Origin of the sequence: Natronococcus sp. JC468, assembly GCF_012163165.1 — an archaeon.
In the GTDB taxonomy this organism is placed as follows: domain Archaea; phylum Halobacteriota; class Halobacteria; order Halobacteriales; family Natrialbaceae; genus Natronococcus; species Natronococcus jeotgali.
Genome location: NZ_JAAVUO010000055.1, coordinates 1 through 18890, shown reverse-complemented (window position 1 = coordinate 18890; position 18890 = coordinate 1). Strand labels below are relative to the sequence as shown.

Annotated in this window: 14 protein-coding genes and 1 pseudogene; 7 read left to right on the top strand and 8 right to left on the bottom strand. The window is 66.5% G+C overall.

What is annotated here, in order from left to right; all coding sequences use genetic code 11:
• Positions 1-300, bottom strand: a pseudogene (locus GWG54_RS18770) (nitrate reductase); the annotation flags it as partial.
• 970 nt (positions 301-1270) lie between these two features.
• Here GWG54_RS18770 and GWG54_RS18765 point away from each other — a divergent pair.
• The 3 genes from GWG54_RS18765 (at position 1271) to GWG54_RS18755 (ending at position 6402) form a co-directional block, all read left to right on the top strand.
• Positions 1271-3526: an NADP-dependent malic enzyme gene (locus GWG54_RS18765; RefSeq protein ID WP_167939194.1), complete on the top strand. Its 2256-nt coding sequence runs from the start codon at positions 1271-1273 to the stop codon at positions 3524-3526.
• Between the two features lie 600 nt (positions 3527-4126).
• Positions 4127-4891 (top strand): IclR family transcriptional regulator, encoded by a 765-nt coding sequence (locus GWG54_RS18760; protein ID WP_167939193.1) that lies wholly within the window; start codon positions 4127-4129, stop codon positions 4889-4891.
• 128 nt (positions 4892-5019) lie between these two features.
• A complete protein-coding gene (locus GWG54_RS18755) occupies positions 5020-6402 on the top strand; it encodes a GntP family permease (protein ID WP_167939192.1) in 1383 nt (460 codons plus the stop codon).
• 51 nt (positions 6403-6453) lie between these two features.
• Here GWG54_RS18755 and GWG54_RS18750 read toward each other — a convergent pair whose 3' ends face one another.
• The 4 genes from GWG54_RS18750 to GWG54_RS18735 all read right to left on the bottom strand — a co-directional run bounded on the left by GWG54_RS18750 (position 6454) and on the right by GWG54_RS18735 (position 11948).
• The gene (locus tag GWG54_RS18750; RefSeq protein WP_167939191.1) at positions 6454-7764 is read right to left on the bottom strand and encodes a lactate racemase domain-containing protein; all 1311 of its coding nucleotides are present in this window, start codon (positions 7762-7764) and stop codon (positions 6454-6456) included.
• Positions 7761-8801, bottom strand: coding sequence for a 4-hydroxythreonine-4-phosphate dehydrogenase PdxA (gene pdxA, locus GWG54_RS18745; RefSeq protein WP_167939190.1), 1041 nt, complete (start codon positions 8799-8801; stop codon positions 7761-7763). Before pdxA ends, GWG54_RS18750 begins: the two co-directional genes overlap by 4 nt.
• Positions 8788-10041, bottom strand: a complete 1254-nt coding sequence (locus tag GWG54_RS18740) for a four-carbon acid sugar kinase family protein (protein ID WP_167939189.1) — start codon at positions 10039-10041, stop codon at positions 8788-8790. Before GWG54_RS18740 ends, pdxA begins: the two co-directional genes overlap by 14 nt.
• Positions 10042-10655: 614 nt before the next feature.
• Entirely contained in the window at positions 10656-11948 is a 1293-nt protein-coding gene (locus tag GWG54_RS18735) for a M14 family zinc carboxypeptidase (RefSeq protein ID WP_167939188.1), read from the bottom strand.
• Between the two features lie 428 nt (positions 11949-12376).
• Between GWG54_RS18735 and GWG54_RS18730 the strand changes: the two genes are divergently transcribed.
• Together GWG54_RS18730 and GWG54_RS18725 are read left to right on the top strand one after the other, a co-directional pair.
• On the top strand, positions 12377-12526 hold the full coding sequence (locus GWG54_RS18730) for a hypothetical protein (RefSeq protein ID WP_160166996.1): 150 nt from the start codon (positions 12377-12379) through the stop codon (positions 12524-12526).
• Between the two features lie 134 nt (positions 12527-12660).
• A complete protein-coding gene (locus tag GWG54_RS18725) occupies positions 12661-12927 on the top strand; it encodes a hypothetical protein (protein ID WP_049893078.1) in 267 nt (88 codons plus the stop codon).
• 5 nt (positions 12928-12932) lie between these two features.
• Here the strand turns inward: GWG54_RS18725 and GWG54_RS18720 are convergent, their stop codons facing one another.
• On the bottom strand, positions 12933-14153 hold the full coding sequence (locus GWG54_RS18720; RefSeq protein ID WP_245242873.1) for a hypothetical protein: 1221 nt from the start codon (positions 14151-14153) through the stop codon (positions 12933-12935).
• A 184-nt stretch (positions 14154-14337) separates the two neighbouring features.
• Positions 14338-14646: a hypothetical protein gene (locus GWG54_RS18715; RefSeq protein ID WP_245242872.1), complete on the bottom strand. Its 309-nt coding sequence runs from the start codon at positions 14644-14646 to the stop codon at positions 14338-14340.
• 231 nt (positions 14647-14877) lie between these two features.
• Between GWG54_RS18715 and GWG54_RS18710 the strand changes: the two genes are divergently transcribed.
• The gene (locus GWG54_RS18710) at positions 14878-15684 is read left to right on the top strand and encodes a hypothetical protein (RefSeq protein ID WP_167939186.1); all 807 of its coding nucleotides are present in this window, start codon (positions 14878-14880) and stop codon (positions 15682-15684) included.
• Positions 15685-16171: 487 nt separating this feature from the next.
• Here GWG54_RS18710 and GWG54_RS18705 read toward each other — a convergent pair whose 3' ends face one another.
• Complete coding sequence (locus GWG54_RS18705; protein WP_167939185.1) at positions 16172-17947, bottom strand: PQQ-binding-like beta-propeller repeat protein; 1776 nt, start codon at positions 17945-17947, stop codon at positions 16172-16174.
• A gap of 231 nt (positions 17948-18178) precedes the next feature.
• Between GWG54_RS18705 and GWG54_RS18700 the strand changes: the two genes are divergently transcribed.
• The gene (locus tag GWG54_RS18700) at positions 18179-18412 is read left to right on the top strand and encodes a hypothetical protein (protein ID WP_167939184.1); all 234 of its coding nucleotides are present in this window, start codon (positions 18179-18181) and stop codon (positions 18410-18412) included.
• Positions 18413-18890 lie beyond the last annotated feature (478 nt).

Here is an 18890-nt window from a genome sequence, read left to right as displayed (position 1 = left end):
CGCGACGCGATCCCGTCCGCCCTCGAGCGCGGTGCCGAGTCCCTCCGCGGCCCGCTCGAGGGCGGTCTCCGGGGTCGTCGCCACTAGCTCGCCGTCCCGGCGAACGAGCGGGCGGGTCAGCCACTCGCCGTCGGGATCGGCGCTCTCGCTGATCCCGCGCTGGCAGGCGAGCCCGTTCGAGACGGGGTGGGCGGCGTCGCCGCGCACGCTCTCGAGGCCGTATCCCTGGTCGACGGCCCGCTGGACGTGGCCGCAGCCGACCGCACACCGCATGCACGTCGTCGGCACCAGGTCGGTCACCGCGTCCCCACCCCGTGTTCGGATCTGCAGGACAAATATCTACGTATGGGTTCGTTATCGATGAATAGTGGCTTCTCTGTGGTCGATATCATGCTAGTAGCAAACGAACGGAGGTACTAAACAGTGATCGTTTACTATTCGTCAATTTTTCCCTAAAATCCGTGTCTATCGCCAGTGTTTGATCGGATACGGAGAATATAAGGGAGGAACTCGAATCGAGTGCGGTTCGGAGCCGCCGATGGTGCCTCGGACCCGACGTTCGCCCTCGTGCGGGTGCCGGATCCGGTTCGGATCCGCAATACTGGTTCGGACTGACGAACGCACCGCAACCGAACATCTACCAGTAATAGAGAGTATTTTGTATTTTGATCATTCTGCCGGAGGTAGTGGGCAGGTCGCGATCGGACCCGTCGTCGGATCGTGAGTTCGTCGGTCGCTCGAGATCCCCCGCGGGGCGAGGTGCCTTCGACGCGGACCCGGGATCGCACCGCCGCGGCGACGCTGGATTCGCCCGCCTGGGGTAGCGTCCGCGAACGCGGCGGCCGACGGGTTGACAGCCGGGAGCGGAAGCTGACGGAGTTCGCGACGTCGGTCGCGTTTCGTCGCGCCGCCGTTCGAAAACGTACCGAGTCGAAGCTATCTGAAAACCATCTTATTCCTATACTCATCAGAATGCAAACCATTCCACCCGATACTATCGCCCCGTAATCCGTCGACAGGTCGATACTCCGGTACCGAATCCGGATAGCACGGCAGCGATATCGTCGCAACCTTCGAGGACCGGCCTCCTCGAGCGAGTTCGCGAATCGCCCTCGAGGACCGCCGCCTCGCGGCGGGCGTCGACGAAACGCGACACCCGTTCTCGCCAAAATCGTTCGAGAGTGGTACTCGAGCGATGGATTCGTTTCAGTTACAGGCCGTATTCGGAGTAATCCGTACGCTTTTGTCGATCTACAGAAAACGTCCGTCCATGTCACTGGAAGACGATTCCCTGAACTACCACGAGGACGACCCGCCCGGCAAAATCGCCGTCGAGACGACGAAGCCGACCAACACGCAGCGAGAGCTGAGTCTCGCGTACTCGCCCGGCGTCGCCGGGCCGTGTCGTGCGATCGACGAGGATCCCGACGACTCCTACCGCTACACCGCCCGCGGAAACCTCGTCGGCGTCGTCTCGAACGGCTCCGCCGTGCTGGGGCTGGGCGATATCGGGCCGGAGGCCTCGAAACCCGTGATGGAGGGGAAGGGCGTCCTGTTCAAGCGGTTCGCCGACATCGACGTCTTCGACCTCGAGCTCGAGCACGACGACCCCGACGCCTTCATCGAGTCCGTCGCGGGAATGGGACCGACCTTCGGCGGGATCAACCTCGAGGACATCACGGCGCCGGAGTGTTTCACCATCGAGCGGCGCCTCCGCGAGCGGATGGATATTCCGGTCTTTCACGACGACCAGCACGGCACGGCGATCATCAGCGGCGCCGCGCTGTTGAACGCCGCCGAGATCGCCGGCAAGGACCTCGAGGCGCTCGAGGTGGCCTTCGCCGGCGCCGGGGCGGCGGCGGTCGCGACCGCCCGGTTTTACGTCTCGCTCGGGGTTCGGCGCGACAACATCACGATGGCCGACATCGACGGAATCCTCACGACCGAGCGCGCGGAGTCGGGCGACCTCGATCCCCACAGCCGGGAGTTCGCCCGCGACGTGCCCGCGGGCGGCGTCGCCGAGGCGATGGACGGCGCCGACGTCTTCGTCGGCCTCTCGGCGGGCGGGATCGTCTCTCAGGAGATGGTGCGGTCCATGGCCGACGACCCCATCATCTTCGCGATGGCCAACCCCGATCCCGAGATCGACTACGAGGCGGCCAAGGCGGCTCGGGACGACACGGTGATCATGGCGACCGGTCGCTCGGACTACCCCAACCAGGTCAACAACGTGCTGGGCTTTCCCTTCATCTTCCGGGGCGCCCTGGACGTTCGCGCGACCGAGATCAACGAGCCGATGAAGGTCGCCGCCGCCGAGGCGCTGGCCGACCTCGCCCGCGAGGACGTCCCCGACAGTGTCCGCGAGGCATACGGCGACCAGCCCCTGCAGTTCGGTCCCGAGTACATCCTCCCCAAGCCGATGGATCCCCGGGTGCTGTTCGAGGTCACCCCCGCGGTCGCCGAGGCCGCGATGGAGTCGGGGGCCGCCCGTGTCGCCCTCGAGCGCGAGCCCTACGTCGAGGAGCTCGAGGCCCGCCTGGGCAAGTCCCGCGAGATGACCCGGATCGTCCGGAACAAGGCGAAAAGCGACCCCAGACGGATCGCGCTCGCGGAGGGGCACAACGAGAAGATCATCCGCGCGGCCTACCAACTCGAGGAGCGAGGCCTCGCCGAGCCGGTGTTGATCGGCGACGAGGCCGAGATCGATCGCACCGCGGCGAACCTCGGCCTCGCGTTCGACCCCGAGGTCGTCGACCCCGCGGACGGAGCGACCGACGAGTACGCCGAGGCGCTCTACGAGCAGCGACGGCGCAAGGGCGTCACCCGACGGGAGGCCGCCGACCTCGTTCGGGACAGCAACTACTTCGCCTCGGTGATGGTCCAGCAGGGTGCCGTTGACGGGATGCTGACGGGGCTGACCAACCACTACCCGTCGGCGCTGCGCCCGCCGCTGCAGGTAATCGGTACCGCCGACGACGTCGCACACGCCGCGGGCGTCTACATGCTCACCTTCAAGAACCGCGTCGTCTTCCTCGCGGACGCGACGGTCAACCAGGATCCCGACGCCGAGACGCTCGCGGAGGTCACCCGCCACGCCGCCGCCATCGCCCGACGGTTCGACGTCGAGCCGCGCGCGGCCCTGCTGTCGTACTCCGACTTCGGCAGCGTCGACAACGAGGGGACCCGCAAACCGCGGCAGGCGGCCCGGCAGCTGCGCGAGGATCCGGCGACCGACTTCCCCGTCGACGGCGAGATGCAGGCCGACACCGCCGTCGTCGAGGACCTCCTCGAGGGCACCTACGAGTTCTCCGCGCTCGAGGAGCCCGCGAACGTGCTCGTGTTGCCGAACCTCGAGGCGGGCAACATCGCCTACAAGCTACTCCAGCGACTGGGTGGCGCCGAGGCGGTCGGTCCGATGCTGGCGGGAATGGATCGGCCCGTCCACGTCCTCCAGCGGGAGGACGACGTCAGGGACATCGTGAACCTGGCGGCGGTCGCGACGGTCGACGCACAGGAAGCGGAGTAAGTATCGCGACAGAGTCGAGACGTTCACCGTCGCTCGTCTCGCGCCGTTGGGTGACACGCTCGTGCTGTGCGGGATTTTCCCCTCGATCACTCGCGTCCGGAATTACCGGACGAGGGTTGAGCGACGGCGAGAGCGCCGACGAGTCGGCCGGCCGACGGATCCGTCCGAGCCACTCCACAAACTGGCCGGACGGAGATCCCTCCGCCCGGGTACCCCGGCCGCTCGGTTCCTTCGCGGACGCATCTACTCGCCGCAGGACGCAGATTCGTATTTACGAATATATGAATGTAAATACCCGCACGGTTCGAGTATCGGTCCTTCGGCGAGTTCTCGGCTGTCTCGAGAGCGATGCGGGAACTTCTCCCACGACATCGCCAAGCGATGAGTCAGGCTGTCCGATTATTTCGGATACCATAGTGTGCTCTCGGCGTTCGTCTCACCGACGGAGTCGAATCGTCGTTTGTCGGCCCGGTCTTTCGGCAGCGATACAGCAGCCGCGTCCGGCGGTGAGCCGCGAGCGGGCGAAGGTCCGGCGGGGACGGCTCGATCGAATCCACGAAGACGGTACGCTTATTGGCTCGAGCGCGCCAGCATGGTCCGATGACAGCCGACGTGCCCCTAACGACTGCCGCGAGGGCGTTCGAAATACTCGATGCAATCCGCGATCGGGACGGGGCGAGCGTGAGCGAGCTCGCCGAAGCGTTCGACATCCCGAAGAGTACGGTTCACGACTACGTAACCACGCTGGCTCGACTGGGCTATTTGACGAACGACGGCGGGGAGTACGATCTCAGCCTCGCGTTTCTCGAACACGGAACCTACGCGAGGAAAAACGTCGCCTACGCGGATCGCGTCGAGCCAGCGCTCGAGGAGCTCGCCGCCGAGACGGGCGAGATCGTCTGGTACATCGTCGAGGAGGGTGGTCAGGGGGTCTACGCCGGGAGGGGGATCGGCAGCGACGCGCTCCAGCCCTACGCCTCGATCGGAACGCGAAGCGCCCTCCACACCATCGCGGGCGGGAAGGCGATCCTGGCGGCGCTGCCCGACGACCGCGTCGACGATATCGTCGCCGAGCGCGGGCTCGAGCGCCAGACGGCGCGAACGATCACGACCCGCGACGAGCTCGAGGAGGCCCGCGAGCGAATCGCGGAGCGGGGGTACGCGCTCAACGACGGCGAGAACATCGACGGCTGGCGCGCCGTCGCCAGCCCGGTCGTCCTCGAGGACCGGCTGTACGGCGCGATCGCGGTCGCCGGCCCGGAGAACCGGCTCCAGGGGGAGTACTTCGAGGAGATACTGCCCGAACTGACCGTCGGGACCGCCAACGAGGTGCGGCTGCAGTTGCGGAGTCTGGGCCTCGAGTAGCCATTTCGCGCTCGACGGGACCGCGCTCGACTGCTCTCGTCGATCCTCGTCTGCAGCCGATAATCGCCGGTAGTGACACTCACGCTATACACAATCTTTATTATAGATAGTTGTTACTGACTAGCACGATGGTACTGGAAAGCCCGATCGTGCCGTTCGCGGTTGGTCTCGTCGTCGTGGTGGCGTTACTGGTGTGGCTAAAACTGCCGGCGTTCGTCGGCCTGATCATCGCCGCGATGGCGATCGGGTTGACCACGCCGGAGTTGGCGACCGGGGAGGTCCCCGCACAGACGGCAGAGGAGTTCGGTGGCGTGATGGTCAGTATCGGCATTCCCATCCTGATGGCCGCGATCATCGGAAAGTGTCTGATGGACAGCGGGGCCGCGGACCGAGTCGTCCGCGCCTTCCTCTCCTTGACGGGCGAAAAACGCTCGGAGTACGCGCTGATGGGTAGCAGTTACGTGCTGTCCATCCCGGTGTTCTTCGACAACGTGTTCTACCTGCTCGCCCCGCTCGGGCGATCGATGAAGGCCCGAACGGGCGTGAAGTTCTCGCTGTACATCTCGGTGCTGGCTGCGGGCGCGCTCGCGACGCACATGCTGGTGCCGCCGACGCCGGGGCCGCTGGCGATGTCCGCCGAACTCGACGTCGACCTCGGGCTCGCGATGCTCGTGGGTGCGGCCGTCGCGTTCCCGACCTCGATGCTCGGCGGGATCGTTTACGGCCGATTCTTGAATAGCCGCGAGGAGTTCCCCCTGCGAGAGGCGATGGGTTCCGATCCGGAAGACCTCCAGGAACGTACCGACCGTCCGACCTCGGAGTTGCCGGGGCTGCTCGAGTCTTCGTTGCCGATCGCGGCGCCGGTCGCGCTGATCGCCGGAAACACGACTGCGAACGTGCTCGCGGACCAGGGCGCCATCGCGGCGGATGGCCCGATCGTCGCGGCCGCCTCGTTCCTTGGCGATCCGAACTTCGCGCTCACCGTCGCGGCGATCCTCGCGGCGTACACCTACTACCGGATGGAGATGCGGGGCGACCGCAACCTGTTCAACAACGAACTCACCGAGGCGATCAAAAGCGGCGGCAACATCATCGCCATCACCGCCGCCGGCGGGACCTTCGGGGCGATGCTCGCCACCGCGGGCGTCGGCGAGTGGATCGCGGGCGGCTTAGAGGAGTTCGGCCTCGGATTGCTGTTTACCGGTTGGGCGATCGCCGCGGTCATCCGCGTCGCCCAGGGGTCCGGAACGGTGGCCATCCTCACCGGTGCGGGGATCATGGCCCCGCTGGCGGGCGACTTCGACGCCAACGCCGTCTACCTGATGATGGCGATCGGCTTCGGCGGCATGATCGCCCCGTGGTACAACGACAGCGGATTCTGGGTCGTCAGCGAGGTCGCCGGCATCACCCAGCTCGAGACGTTCAAGACGTACTCGGCGGTCTGTACCGTGATGTCGACCAGCGGCCTGATCCTGGTGTTCGTGCTGCAACTGCTCGTGCCGCTGGCGTGAGAGGGGGGAACTGGTTCGCCGTCCGTCGGGAGCGTCTGACGCGTCAGCGGTTCAGTACGGGTCCGGCGGAAGCTCGCCGTCCTCGAACGATAGCGCCTCGAGCGGGCCGACCTCGACGTCCTCACGCTCGGCGAGTTCCCTGGCGACGGGTTCCGAGACGACCAGCGAGTCAGGCTCCATCGTGCTCGGGATCCGTGCGGCCCGAAGCTCCTCGGGGTCGGCGATCCCGGTCGTCGAACAGGCGACGATAAACGCCGTCGCGTCGTCGGGGACGACGAAGGGGATCTTCGCCCGATCGGTCTCGCCGCTCGTGACGATGTTGACGTACGTGTCCTCGAAGTCGATGTCGTCGACGTACTCCCGGCGGACGAAGTCCGCGAGCCCGACGCCCAGGGCGTTCCCGTGAGAGGGGTCGGTCAGCGAGCGGACGTACACCCGCGTGATCGAGGGCGACTCGGGTTCGTCCTCGCCGTGGAAGGAGTACCGTCCGAGGACGTTCGTATCCATCCCGGTGCCGGACTTGTCCTTCCCGGCCTCGTCGACGACCAGCAGGTCGAGGTCGTCGACGGGCAGTTGCGGGAAGTAGCCACGGGCCTTCTCGAGCAGTTCGGGCTCGCGCTCAGGGATTTCGGCGGCGGGCACGCCCTCGATGTGGGCCGCGCGGTCGGCGGCGTTCTCGAGCAGGGCGATCCCGCCGACGATCGGCGTCTCCTCGAACAGGAGCCCCGCCCGGTCCCGGATCACGTCGGCGAACTCGGTCGCGATCGCCGCGTTGTGCAGCGATTCGGCCCCGCGGTGTTTGCCGAGTCCGATGACCGCGATCTTCGAGAGCCCGCTCTCGACGGCGCCGTTGAAATCGGTGTGGACCTTCACGCGGTTCGCCAGCAGGACGGCGTCGGCCTCGAGGGCGTCCTTCGCGGCGTAGACGGGACGGCCGAGTTCGTCCTCGCCGACGGCCTCGACGGCCATCGACGAGCGGATCTCACAGCCCATGCGCTCGGGCGTGACCCCCAGCGCCGCGAGGGTCTCGCGCTGTCCCTCGGCGGTCGCGCCGCCGTGGCTGCCCATCGCGGGGATGATAAAGGGCTCGAGGCCCCGATCCTGCAGCTCGGCGACGGCGGCGGAAAGCGTCGCGGGCATGTCGTGGATCCCGCGGCTGCCGGCCGTGACGGCGACCTCCGCACCCTCCGGGAGCGACTCGAACGCGCCGATGTCGTCCACCGCGGCCCTGGCGGCTCCCTCGACGTCGTCGATCGACTCGAGGTCGCGTTTCCGGCGGGCGACGGCGAACCGCGGGAGGTCCGCGACGGTGTGGTCGTTGGTCGCCCGCAGGATATCGGCGTCGGGGAACTCGAGGTTCATCCCTCACCCCTCGGCGGCGCTTCCCCCCGCTCGCGTCGTCGTTCGGCCATCTCGGCGGCGACCTCGACCGCGTCGATCAGGCTCGCCTCGCTGGCGATCCCCTCGCCGGCGATGTCGAAGGCGGTGCCGTGGTCGACGCTCGTGCGCACGATCGGCAGCCCGATCGTGACGTTGACCCCGGAGACGGCGTCGTCGCTCGAAAAGCCCAGCGTCTTGATGGGGATGTGGCCCTGGTCGTGGTACATCGAGACGACGCAGTCGTACTCCCCGCGGGCGGCCTGGACGTAGACGGTGTCGGGCGACTCGGGGCCGTGGGCGTCGATCCCCGCCTCGGCGGCGCGCTCGACGGCGGGACGGATCTCCTCGTCGTCCTCCGAACCCAACAGGCCGCCGTCGCTAGCGTGGGGGTTGAGCCCGGCGACGGCGATCGTCGGCTCCTCGATGCCGAGGTCGCGCAGCCCTTCGTCGGTGACCCGGATCGTCTCGAGGACGTTCTCGGTCGTCACCAGATCGCAGGCCTCCCGCAGCGGGACATGCGTGCTGACGTGGGTGACGACGAGGTCGTCCTCGACGAGCATCATCGAGTAGTTCTCGGTGTCGGTGTAGTCCGCCAGCATCCCGGTGTGGCCGGCGTACTCGCTGCCGGCCAGACGCGTGGCCTGCTTGTTAATCGGTGCCGTCGCGATCGCGTCGATCGTGCCCTCGACCGCGAGCTCGATCGCGCGCTCGACGTAGGCGAGACTCGCCGCGCCGTAGTCCTCGCGAACGACGCCGTACTCGAGGTCGTCGACGGCGTCGAGATCCAGGACGGGAACCGCGCTCTCGGAAAACGTGGCGTCCGCGACCGCGCCGACGGTCTCGATCTCCAGGTCGGCGTCCGAGACGTCGACGCCGGTGCGCATCACGCTCGCGTCGCCGACGACGATCGCGTTCGCGCGCTCGCACAGCGCCGGATAGGCGGCGGCGACGATCTCGCTCCCGACGCCGGCGGGGTCGCCCATCGTTACGGCGACGACTGGTCGTTCACTCCGACTCATGGCTCGAAGCAAGGAAGTTCAGACAGTTAACGATACTCCTCCGGCCGCCGAACCCGCCCGCCTTCGTCACGATCGTGGTTCCCGCCGCCGGGCCGTCCCCGATCACGCCCTCCGGAACGCCGTCGACGACCGCCTCGCCGGTAAGCTCGATGGTGTTCGCGGAGATCCCCTCGAGGGTGGCCCGTGCGATCGCACCGCCCGTCAGGAGCAGTCCCGCAGGTGGGGCGTCCGTGGTCGCCTCCGCAGCCGCGACGCCGAGCGCCCGCGCGACCCTCGGGCCGGGATCGACGCCCCGGTCGGTCGCGGCCATCCTCGCGCGATCGACGTCGTCCCGCGAGGTCGCGCCCGTGAGGACGACTCGATCGCGGGTTCGACGCGCCTCCGCGAGCGCCGTCGCCGCCTCCCGCCCCGCGACCACGGGGTCGGCGACGGCCGCGGCGGGATCGAGTTCGACGAGCCAGTCGTCGGGGACGACCTCGAGCTGTTCGAGCGTGCGGTCGTTGACGCTGCCGACGATTCCGAGCGCGTCCGTCCCCTCGCGAGTCGCTTCCGGGGGCGACCGCGACGAGTTCGGCACCGACACCGCACTCGCCAGCCCGCCGCTGCCGACGTAGAGGACGTCGCGCTCGCAGCGACGGGCGCCGTCCGCGATCGCCTCGAGATGTCGATCGTGGATCGCGTCGCAGACGACGATCTCTCGCCCGTCGCGTCCCCGGTCCGCGAGCGCCGACGCGACCGCGTCGGCCCCCTTGAGGACGGTCTCCAGCGACAGCCCAGCGACGTCGTACTCGGAGGCGTCGAACAGCGTGCGGAGGTCGGAGTCGGTGCCGTAGCCGGCGTCTTCGAGCGGTCGTCCGTCGACGAGGTGGCGGCCGCCGACCGTCACGCGACTGGTTCCGGGGAAGGCGGGCGCGACGATCGCCAGCTCCCGTTCGGCGGCCGCGAGGGCGGCGTCGACCTCCGCGGCGACGTTTCCCCGCAGCGTCGAGTCGATCTTCTTGTAGACGACCTCGGGAACGGGGTCGCGCTCGAGCCAGGCGGAAACGGCCGACGCCGCGGCCGCGGGATCGAGATCGCGACTGTCGAGGTCGACCGCGAGGACGTCCGGGCGGGCCTCGAGCGAACGGGGAGCGTCCGGGTCGGCAACGACGACCCGAGCCGAACTCCCGCGGGTGGCGAAGCCGTGGCCGGTGTCCATCGCGCCCGTGAAGTCGTCGGCGAGGACGAGTACGCTGCTCATGTCGGTACCTCGAGAACGCGCGTACAAAACGGTTCACCTCGTGGCTCTCGGAGGGGCGGACACGACTCTCGATCGCTCGCCGTCCGTCAAATGCTCGAGTATCCGACTAGTAATACTACTGTGAATATTGTACAATAAATGCATATATAGTCGCTATCGATTCTCTTTCGTCATCGATGCTTTCTGTCCCGCATATCGGGAATAATGGTGTGAGAGACCGCTATTTAGGTGTCGGCCGGAAAGTCATCGATCTAACGAACAGTGCGTTTTAGCGGCCGTCATATCCTTTTATGGAGGCCTTTCGATTCGCTCATCCATTCTGTTCCGCGATCGCAGTGGATAGTGGTATTTTGAAATGGTAGCAATTCTAATCAACACGATGGGGTTAGTGTTATATTTCTCTCATCTCCGTAGATTCGTGAGTCGGTCGGTACGGGAACGCCGGTGCAGCGTCTCCTCCGTCGGCGTCGGTAACGTCGAGGTGGGCGAGAGCGAGCCGGGGGTCCTCGCCGATCTCGGAGGACGGTGGGCTCCCGATCGACCGTCGCGCGATCGGCGGTCAGCGAGGGAGCGCCGAACCGCCGACGCGCCCGGGACTCTCGAGGACGGCTCGGTCAGCGCTCTCGAGGCTCAGCCCCGCCAGCGGCGTCTCGAAGTACGCCTCCTCGTCGACGTGGCTGAGTCGGGCGTCCTCGGCCAGCGCCGTGAACGTCTCCATGTAGCCGATCCGGCTCGCCTCGAGGTAGAGGCCGTAGGATTCGCTCCTGACCTGACTGGACTGTCCGGAGACCTCGTACAGCATCGCGGCGGCGTCGGTGAGCGGACAGAGCGCGTCGAAGTAGTCCCCCCCAGATGGGGAAGTACCCGTACCGGGTGACGGTGTCGAACGCGTCCCAGGGCTGGTCAGCGAGCGCCTCGCCGACGAGCTGATTGAGCCGGAGCGAACGGGCGCTGGTCTCGGCGTCGATGAACGGGTTGACGTTGTCCGCGAGGGGCGCGTCGGGGTCGGCGAACGGCGCCTGCTCCTCGTAGGCCGGGCCGTACACCGGCATGGTGCTCAGCAGCGAGCGCTGTAGCTCGTCGTCCTCGTCCTCGCTCGGCACGGTCGCGAGGTTCTGGTGGTGGTGGCTGATCGCGTAGTCCGGATCGGCCCGGAGGAACGAATCGGTGATCGCGCGAACCTCCTCGGTGAGCCGGAGCCCGCTGCCCCGGAGGACGTGATCCTCGCGCGGCTGGTCCATGTACCACTCCGTCCCGCCGTCGGCCTCCTCGGCGCGCCACCAGTCGGGGTCGTCGTCGACGCCGGGCGTCGGGTCGAACTCGGGGTCGATGTTGAAGTCGCGGTTCATGTCGTACCCCGCTGGCGTGCCGTAGTTGTAGTACGGCTCGTAACGCGAGTCGCCCTCGCACCACGGCTGGGTGTTCTGGCGCCGGGAGATGCGCTGCTCGTGGCCGTCGCCGGTCGTGTCCTCGGCGTACATCGCACCGTCGGGGTTCGCCCGCGGAACGAACGTGAGCGAGAGGTTCTCGAGGATCGCCTCGACCTCCGGGGAGGTACCCTGCGAGAGCTGACGGAGCAACAGCAGCGAGACCTCGGTCCCCGTCGGCTCGTCGCCGTGGATCTGGTTGATGACGTGGACGTTCGTCCCGCCGGTTCCGAGTTTCACCTCCCAGATCGGGTCGTTGCGGTAGGACGAGCGACCGATCTCTGTGAGCGTGATCCGATCGCTCATCCGGTTCAGGAGTTTGAGCTCCTCGGTCACCTGTTCGTTGGTTCGGTACGGACCGGCGTCGAGGCCGACCGCATCCTCGTCTTCCGGGGACTGTCCTACGGCCGGTACCGAACCGGCCGAGAGCCCGGCCGTCGCTGCGACACCGAGCGATCGAAGGAACATGCGTCGTTTCATTCGTTATCACACACCACCTCCCTATCGAATCACGCAACCGAACAGTAAGAACCGAAGGGAAGTACAAGAAACTGATATTCAGTGTAGAAAATAAAATCACCGAATAGGCGAATAGATTACCGGTTCGTGCTCGTATTCGTCGATCCGAGCCGAACGGACCCACATCTCGAGTCGGGACCAATCGCTCGCCGAGTCCGGTACGTCGGCGTCCGCTTCGAAACGGCGGTCGTCAGGGAACCCCCACGCTTAACTGTCGGTAGCCGTACTCGCCAACCGTACGGGACCGCGCCCCTTCCGGAACGAAACTCCTGACACGGAACTGGCGTCGATCGTCGTACGGTATCACATCTCGAAGGACCGTTTCACAAGTGATGAGTGGTGACGCGGCTCGAAACAGAATTTTATGCCTGCCACACCGACATCTATCTATGAGTACGGGACCGTACCTGCCAGGAAGTTTCGATGTAGAATCGTACGAGCCGCTCTTGCAGCGCCAGACCGCGCTGCTCGCGTTCGTCGTCGCGTTCGTTCTCCTCGTCTCGACGGGACTCGCGTTCGACGTCTACTTCGGCTACTAACGCCGTCTGCTCTCTGCGTTCTGGGGCCGCCCTTCGTTCTATTCCTTCGGCGAGTTCGAACCCGGCGCAGACCGACGTCTCGCCCGCCGGCCCGTTTTGAAAAGCCAGAAGTGCGCTCGAACGAGTCGATCACCATGGACCGAAGCGACCGCCGGGGCTCGCCCGAGAACCAGCCGCTCCTCGAGTCCAGATACCGACGGCTGGTCGCGTACCTCCGATTCAACCGGGATTCGATCCTCGTCGACGTCCTGCTCGTGAGCGCCTGGATCCTGCTGGCCTCGGGCGTCGCCCAGTGGTTCTCGCTCCCCCGGTGGTTCTTTTACATCGTCGTCTTCGTCGGAATCGTCGTGTACACGCGGACGACCGTGCCGTGGTCGCGGCCGTACCGAAGTCCGGACTGAGCGGATCAGACGAACTGGAGAAGCGGGAGCAACAGGACGACTACCCAGAGTATGACGCCCGTTCTGACGTAGCCGTGTCGCTCCGAGTCGAACCGCTCGGCGTGGGACGCGCCGACCGCGACGAAGCCCAGCGCGACCGCTGCCGAGAACCGGTGGACGAGGACGTTGACGGGCAACCGCGTGACGCCGAGCAGGGTGTAATCGAGCAGGATCGCGACCGCGAAGCCGATCGACGCGGCCGAAAACGCCGTCGGCCGATCGAGCCGCCGCGCGAAGACGTACGTACAGACGGGGAGTCCGCCGAATATCAACGGGTAGAACGGCGCCGCGACGATCCGCGGATCGAGCGACGGGAGCGCGCCCTCAAGCGCGATCGCGCCGAACCTGACGAAGAGGTAGACCGCGATCAGCGAGATCGGCAGGGCGATCGTGTTTCGGACCCGCGGCGTCCCCCAGTATCGGACGATGCCGTCGCGATCGAACCGCCGCAGCACGGACGCGCCGAGGAGGCCGATGAACGGGACGGTGAGCGCCGTCGGACGGTCCGCGAGGTCGACCACGGTAACCCATCCGTCGCCGTCGGAGCTGCGATCGTTGTCCATGTGGACGCGAGTGACGTCGTCGACGAACCAGCGACCCATGAACTCCGTCTCGACGTACTGCTGTGACTCCTCGATGCTGTCGACGGTGTGTCTGAGGTGGAACCAGTCCCAGTGCTCCTGGTGGGCCTGCATCGCCGTCCAGTTCTCGTCGGCGGGCGATTCGTAGGCGCGAATGTGGTGGCGCGTTCCGAGGTAGGTGCCGTCGTGGAGTTCGTAGCTCTCCGCGAGCCAGATCCCGTCGTCCGGATCCGGGGTCGGCGAGGCGTAGGTGTATCGGGTCGAACCCTCGGCGTTCCCCCAGGCGGTCGCGGTTCCGAAGACGGCTTCGTCGTCCTCGGCGACTCCGGCGTCTCCCTCCTCCTCGTCGGTTTCGTTCCAGTCGCCCTCGCTTTGCTCGGTCAGGTGCAGGGCCGTCTCCTCGGTGTCCCCGTACACGATCAGGTTGAGCGCGAGCGTCCGTCCGTCGAACGCGGTCGCACGGCTGGTGTACGGCCAGAGCGTTGACGTCTCGTTGTCGACGGTAGCGAACTCTCGAGGGGGTTCGGAGCCGTCTCCCGCCGCATCGAAGACGACCGATCCGGCTCCGAGTGTTGCGAGGACGAGGACGAACACGACGAGAGCCATCAGGGGGCGACCGAACGCGGACATTCGTTCTCGTAGTAACCCGAGCGACCGCTCATTGCTATTTCGGTTCGCGGCGTAACCCGGTTCGCCTACGTCGGGGTCGGAGCCGCCGTCGCCACGGCGTGGAAGCGGGAATACCGGAGGATACCACGTCGACGGTAGACGTTACGCGGAGAAGGTCCGATCAAGCGGGGCTGAGACGTTCGACGCAGTTGCGGCAGTACGTGTAGAAGGGGTCGTTTTCGGTCTCACAACTCGGACAGACACCTGGTGCCGGCGGGTGGGGGCTGGAAGACCCGTCGTGGGTCCGGTCCCAGTACTCCGCGCCGGTCGGGTGGTACGCTCCGGGGGCAAACCCGTCGAGGGACTCGGCGGCGTCGTCGCTTTCGTCCTCGTCCGCGTCGTGTCGACGGACCATGAGCGCGGTCCACCAGCCCCCGAGCAGGAGGACCACCACTGCGATGATGATGGTGTCCATGGTATGTGTGTCCATAACGCTCGAGGTCACTTAGCCTATTTTGCTCGAGAAGTGACGGAACGCGTACCGGGCCGAGCACCGAGAGAGGAGACCGACGCGATCGGGGGTCGGTAGCGAACGGAAACAGCCGATACCGACCGAAGGTACTTTTTTGAGTGTATATCCGATATATTTTTCATCTATGAAAATATGTTGTTTTCATAGACAGGAGAAAAATTCCTAATCGGTGCAACGGGTGCAGCGACCGTGATCGCGGGCTGCAGCGACGACGGAGACGAAAACGGTGACACCGCGCCCGAGGACGAGGGGACGTCCGAGGAAACCGGCGACAACGAAACCGACGCCGAAAACGAGGAGAGCAACGACGAGAGTGAAGACGGTGAGGAGGACGACGGTGAGAGCGACGAGGGCGAAGACGACGGCGAGAGCGACGACGAAAGCGGGGGTGAAGAGGAACTCGATCCCGACGACTACGAGAACGAGATCGTCAACGACAGTCCGCTCGAGGTCGCGGCGTTCGAGGTCGGCGACGGCTGTGAGCTGAGCGCGCGGATCACGCGACCCGACGGGGAGACGGCCCGGATCCGGTACGACTTCGTCGTCTACTACGGTGACGAGATCCTCGCGGAGTCGCGGAACAACGACTACGAACTCGACGGCGACGACGCGAGCCACCGGCTCACCGCGGTGCTGGAGGACTGCGACGAGGCCACTCACTTCGGATTCGAACTCCACGGCTACGAAGCCATCGAACGCGCCGACGACGACATCGAGGGGTACGTCGCCATGGCGGGCGGCACCGACAACGTCTTTTCGGTCCAGTCGCACTCGTTTGACGGGCAGAACTGCCAGGTCGAGGTCGAGATCTACAACGAGACCCCCGAAGAGATCACGGGCTTCATCTGGGTCAACATCCAGGGGGACCGGGACGCACAGGAGGAGAGCACTGAGATCCCCCTCGAGGCCGGCGGGACCGAGACGGTCACGTTCGGTGCGGAAAACTGCGGCAACGTCCGCGCGTACTCGGTCCGCGGGGACGTCATCGACCAGTAACGATCGCCTCGAGCGGCACTGGTGATCGACTCACGGCCGACGGACACAGAGGGCGTCCCGACGGCCCCGCAGCTGCGGCGGACTTTTTACCGCGGACGTGACGAGACGCAGCGTCGCGCTCGCGAGTTCTCGACCCGCGAGCGGAGAACGGTCTCGAGCCGATCGACGAGTCCAGCCCGCGAGTTCGACAGCGCACGCTCGAGTTCGAACGGATCGACAAAAACCCGTGGCGGGTTCGGGGGAGTGGGGGGAGTAGCCGGAGACCGCATGCGTACGGGCGAGCGTCAGCAACGGGACCCTCCGGCTAATTCATAGTATAATACTATGGAATAGATACTTTGCGGTAGAATGTTATGTGCATACTCGCGTTCGGTCAGCGTTCAAGGGGAGCGAACCGCGACGACGGTGGCACGAGGGGGCGGCCGAATTCGAAACGCCGCTGGCGTTCCCACTGCGTCGTCGAAACGGATACGGCCGAACCGCAGTCTCAGTCCCGCGTCGTCGACTCTGGGGATTCGTCGCTCGCGCGGCGGCGTAGCCACTCGAGGCCGAGCGCGCCGCCGACGACGCCGGCGCCGGCCGTAAAGCCGGGCATCCCCTCGTCGTCGGACGCGTCCGTCGCTCCGTTCGTTCCGTCGTCACCGTTGGTTTCGTTCTCGCCGTCAGTCTCGTTTCCGTCGTCGCTCGTCTCGTTCCCGCCGTTCGCTTCGTCGCCGGTACTCTCGCCGTCGGTTCCGTTCGTCCCGTCGGTCCCGCTCTCGGAAGCGTTTCCTTCGCCGTCGCTCCCGGTTTCCTCGCCCTCGAATTCGCCCGCGTCGGCCTCCGTGGCGTCGTCCCCGTCGGTTCTGTTTCCGTCGTCGTTCGTCTCGTTTCCGTCGCCGTCAGTTCTGTCCTCGCCGTCAGTTCTGTCCTCGCCGTCAGTCTCGTTCCCGCCGTCGTCGCCATCGTCGCTCGAGTCGCCTTCGTCGTCGCTCGAGTCAGCTTCGTCGTCTGTCGGCTCGTCGTTTCCGTCGGCGTCTCGTTCCTCGCCGTCGTCGCCGCTTCCGTCGCGCTCCGGGCGGAGCGCGACGAGTCCGTTCGCGCCGTTCGTGTAGATCGTCTCCTCGGTAACGGCGTACCAGTCGGCCAGCGTGTCGCCGTCGACGACCGCGTGCGTGAACTCCCACCGTTCGCCGCCGTCCTCGAGGGCGAGCCCGACCACCGCGCGCTCGTTGTACCCGGGGTAGTACGGGAGGACGACCGTGTCCCCGACGATCGCGGGAGCGCGCCACCCGCTCGTCCCGCCGACGTCCTCCCAGCCCCCGTCGGCCTCGTAGTCCCGAACCCGGAGGCCGTTGCGGCTGGCCGCGACCTGCACCGCGTCGGTCGCCGCCGGCGGGAACACGCTCGGGCCCGCCCCGACGCGGTCGCCGGTGGCCGCCTCGAGGATCGGAAAGTCGTCCTCGGGACTCCCGCCGACGTACACCCGCTCGGCGGTCGCCGCGACGCCGGAAACCGACAGCCCGTCGTAGTCCCAGCGCCAGTGGGTCCACTCGGTGTCGCCGCTTTCGGCGTCGAACGCGGCGATCCCGGGCCCGTCCGCGACCGCGTACACGAGTCCGTTCGCGACCGCGACGGGGATCGCTCCGAACCCGGCCTCCCGACCGTCGGCGTCGGCTGCGGCCCCCTCGGCCGACGCCTCGAGGGAGACCGAGTCCCGGCTCCAGCGCGGCGAGCCGTCGGCCAGGTCGTACGCCAGCAGCGTTCCGTCGGCGACGGCGTAGGCGGTCCCGTCGGCGACGGTCGGGCTCGTCACGGGCGATTCGTTCCCGTCCGGGCCGTCGAACGGCTCGCTCCAGCGCACCTCGCCGGTGTCGGCCTCGAGGACGGTCAGCGCGTCTCCCCCGACGACCACCGCGTCCCCGGCGACCGCGGGGGTTCCGCCGGCGCCGACGGCCTCGCTCTCCCAGCGCACCGAGCCGTCGGCGTCGTCGAGCGCGTGTACCGCCCCGCCCGTCCGGAGGTAGACCGTTCCGTCCACGATCGCCGCCCGGCCGGCCTCGTCGTACTCCCAGACGACCGTCTCCGGCTTCGGAAACGACCCGTCCGACGGGACGTACGCGGTGTTTCCGGCGTTCCCACGGTAGGAGGACCAGCCGTCGGACTCCTCGAGCGACGCGTCCGCGTCGCCCGTTTCTGCGGCACCGCTCGCGCCCGTCGCGACGACACCGATCGACAGCGCTGCGCCCGTTCCCAGTATCGTTCGCCGCCTCCAGCCCGTCATATTCGTTTCAGGCGTCTCCCGTTACGTACATATACCCCGTGGATATCGTTCGCACGGCTCGGACCGAACTCTCCGCGAGGGCGGGTCGGCCGTCGCAGACCGAGAGCGGTTTGTCGGGGCCGCGCCGACGGCGAGGTGAACGGGGCCGTCCCACCGACGGTTGTCGAACGGGACGCGACGATTCGTCTGTCGGATCAGTATTCTTTTCTCAGCCGCCGTCGAAGTGCCCGTATGGACCTCCAGGAGCAGTTCGAATCGGATATCCGATTCTACTACGCCGTGGGTGGGTTCGTAATTCTGGTCTACAGCGCTGCCATCGCCACAGCGGCGCTGCTCGACCTCGCCATCGTCGACAGGCGACTCCTCCCGCTCACCGTCGGGTTCTTCCTGTTCATGCTCGTCTACTTCGTCGCGATAAGCGCCCAGCTCCTCGAGGCCGAGGAAGCGCAGCGAACCACCCGATAGCTCGCCCGCCACGCGTACGCGACGGCTCGGCCACCCCGTCCGGACGACGCCTGCGATTCTCCGCGTCCTCGGCTCCGAGCGGGGCACCGACCATCAAAACCGTGACGTGCTCCCACGACTACAGTCGTGGGCTTCCCGAGGTTCCTATGTTACTCCCGTCAATTCGGATGGTTGGGAATCTAAGCTTCGTGTGCCGACAAACACTGGCAGCGCCACGCTACCGATACTCGTTCCCTTATGGGGTAGCGAGTTATCTGAGTTATTTACTGTCGGCTGGCGTGGACGGCTTACTTGTTTGGCTTCGGCTCTCGCCGTGGCAAACACCGAGTCAACTGCCAGTTTTCCACGCACAATTAGTGGTACTGTGGCAAGTACATTCAATCTTACGGCGCGTATCCCATGACTGAACAGTAGTTGCTGATTCGATCAGGAAGACCGCGAAGGCTGGAGGAGCGTACCGGTTCTGACTTCGTGAAGA

Coding starts and splice junctions, on each gene's coding strand:
- GWG54_RS18740 (WP_167939189.1), bottom strand. CDS start 10,041: ATGAGCAGCGTACTCGTCCTCGCCGACGACTTCACGGGCGCGATGGAC.
- GWG54_RS18735 (WP_167939188.1), bottom strand. CDS start 11,948: ATGAAACGACGCATGTTCCTTCGATCGCTCGGTGTCGCAGCGACGGCC.
- GWG54_RS18725 (WP_049893078.1), top strand. CDS start 12,661: ATGGACCGAAGCGACCGCCGGGGCTCGCCCGAGAACCAGCCGCTCCTC.
- GWG54_RS18755 (WP_167939192.1), top strand. CDS start 5,020: ATGGTACTGGAAAGCCCGATCGTGCCGTTCGCGGTTGGTCTCGTCGTC.
- pdxA (WP_167939190.1), bottom strand. CDS start 8,801: ATGAGTCGGAGTGAACGACCAGTCGTCGCCGTAACGATGGGCGACCCC.
- GWG54_RS18700 (WP_167939184.1), top strand. CDS start 18,179: ATGGACCTCCAGGAGCAGTTCGAATCGGATATCCGATTCTACTACGCC.
- GWG54_RS18760 (WP_167939193.1), top strand. CDS start 4,127: ATGACAGCCGACGTGCCCCTAACGACTGCCGCGAGGGCGTTCGAAATA.
- GWG54_RS18720 (WP_245242873.1), bottom strand. CDS start 14,153: ATGGCTCTCGTCGTGTTCGTCCTCGTCCTCGCAACACTCGGAGCCGGA.
- GWG54_RS18715 (WP_245242872.1), bottom strand. CDS start 14,646: ATGGACACACATACCATGGACACCATCATCATCGCAGTGGTGGTCCTC.
- GWG54_RS18765 (WP_167939194.1), top strand. CDS start 1,271: ATGTCACTGGAAGACGATTCCCTGAACTACCACGAGGACGACCCGCCC.
- GWG54_RS18730 (WP_160166996.1), top strand. CDS start 12,377: ATGAGTACGGGACCGTACCTGCCAGGAAGTTTCGATGTAGAATCGTAC.
- GWG54_RS18750 (WP_167939191.1), bottom strand. CDS start 7,764: ATGAACCTCGAGTTCCCCGACGCCGATATCCTGCGGGCGACCAACGAC.
- GWG54_RS18705 (WP_167939185.1), bottom strand. CDS start 17,947: ATGACGGGCTGGAGGCGGCGAACGATACTGGGAACGGGCGCAGCGCTG.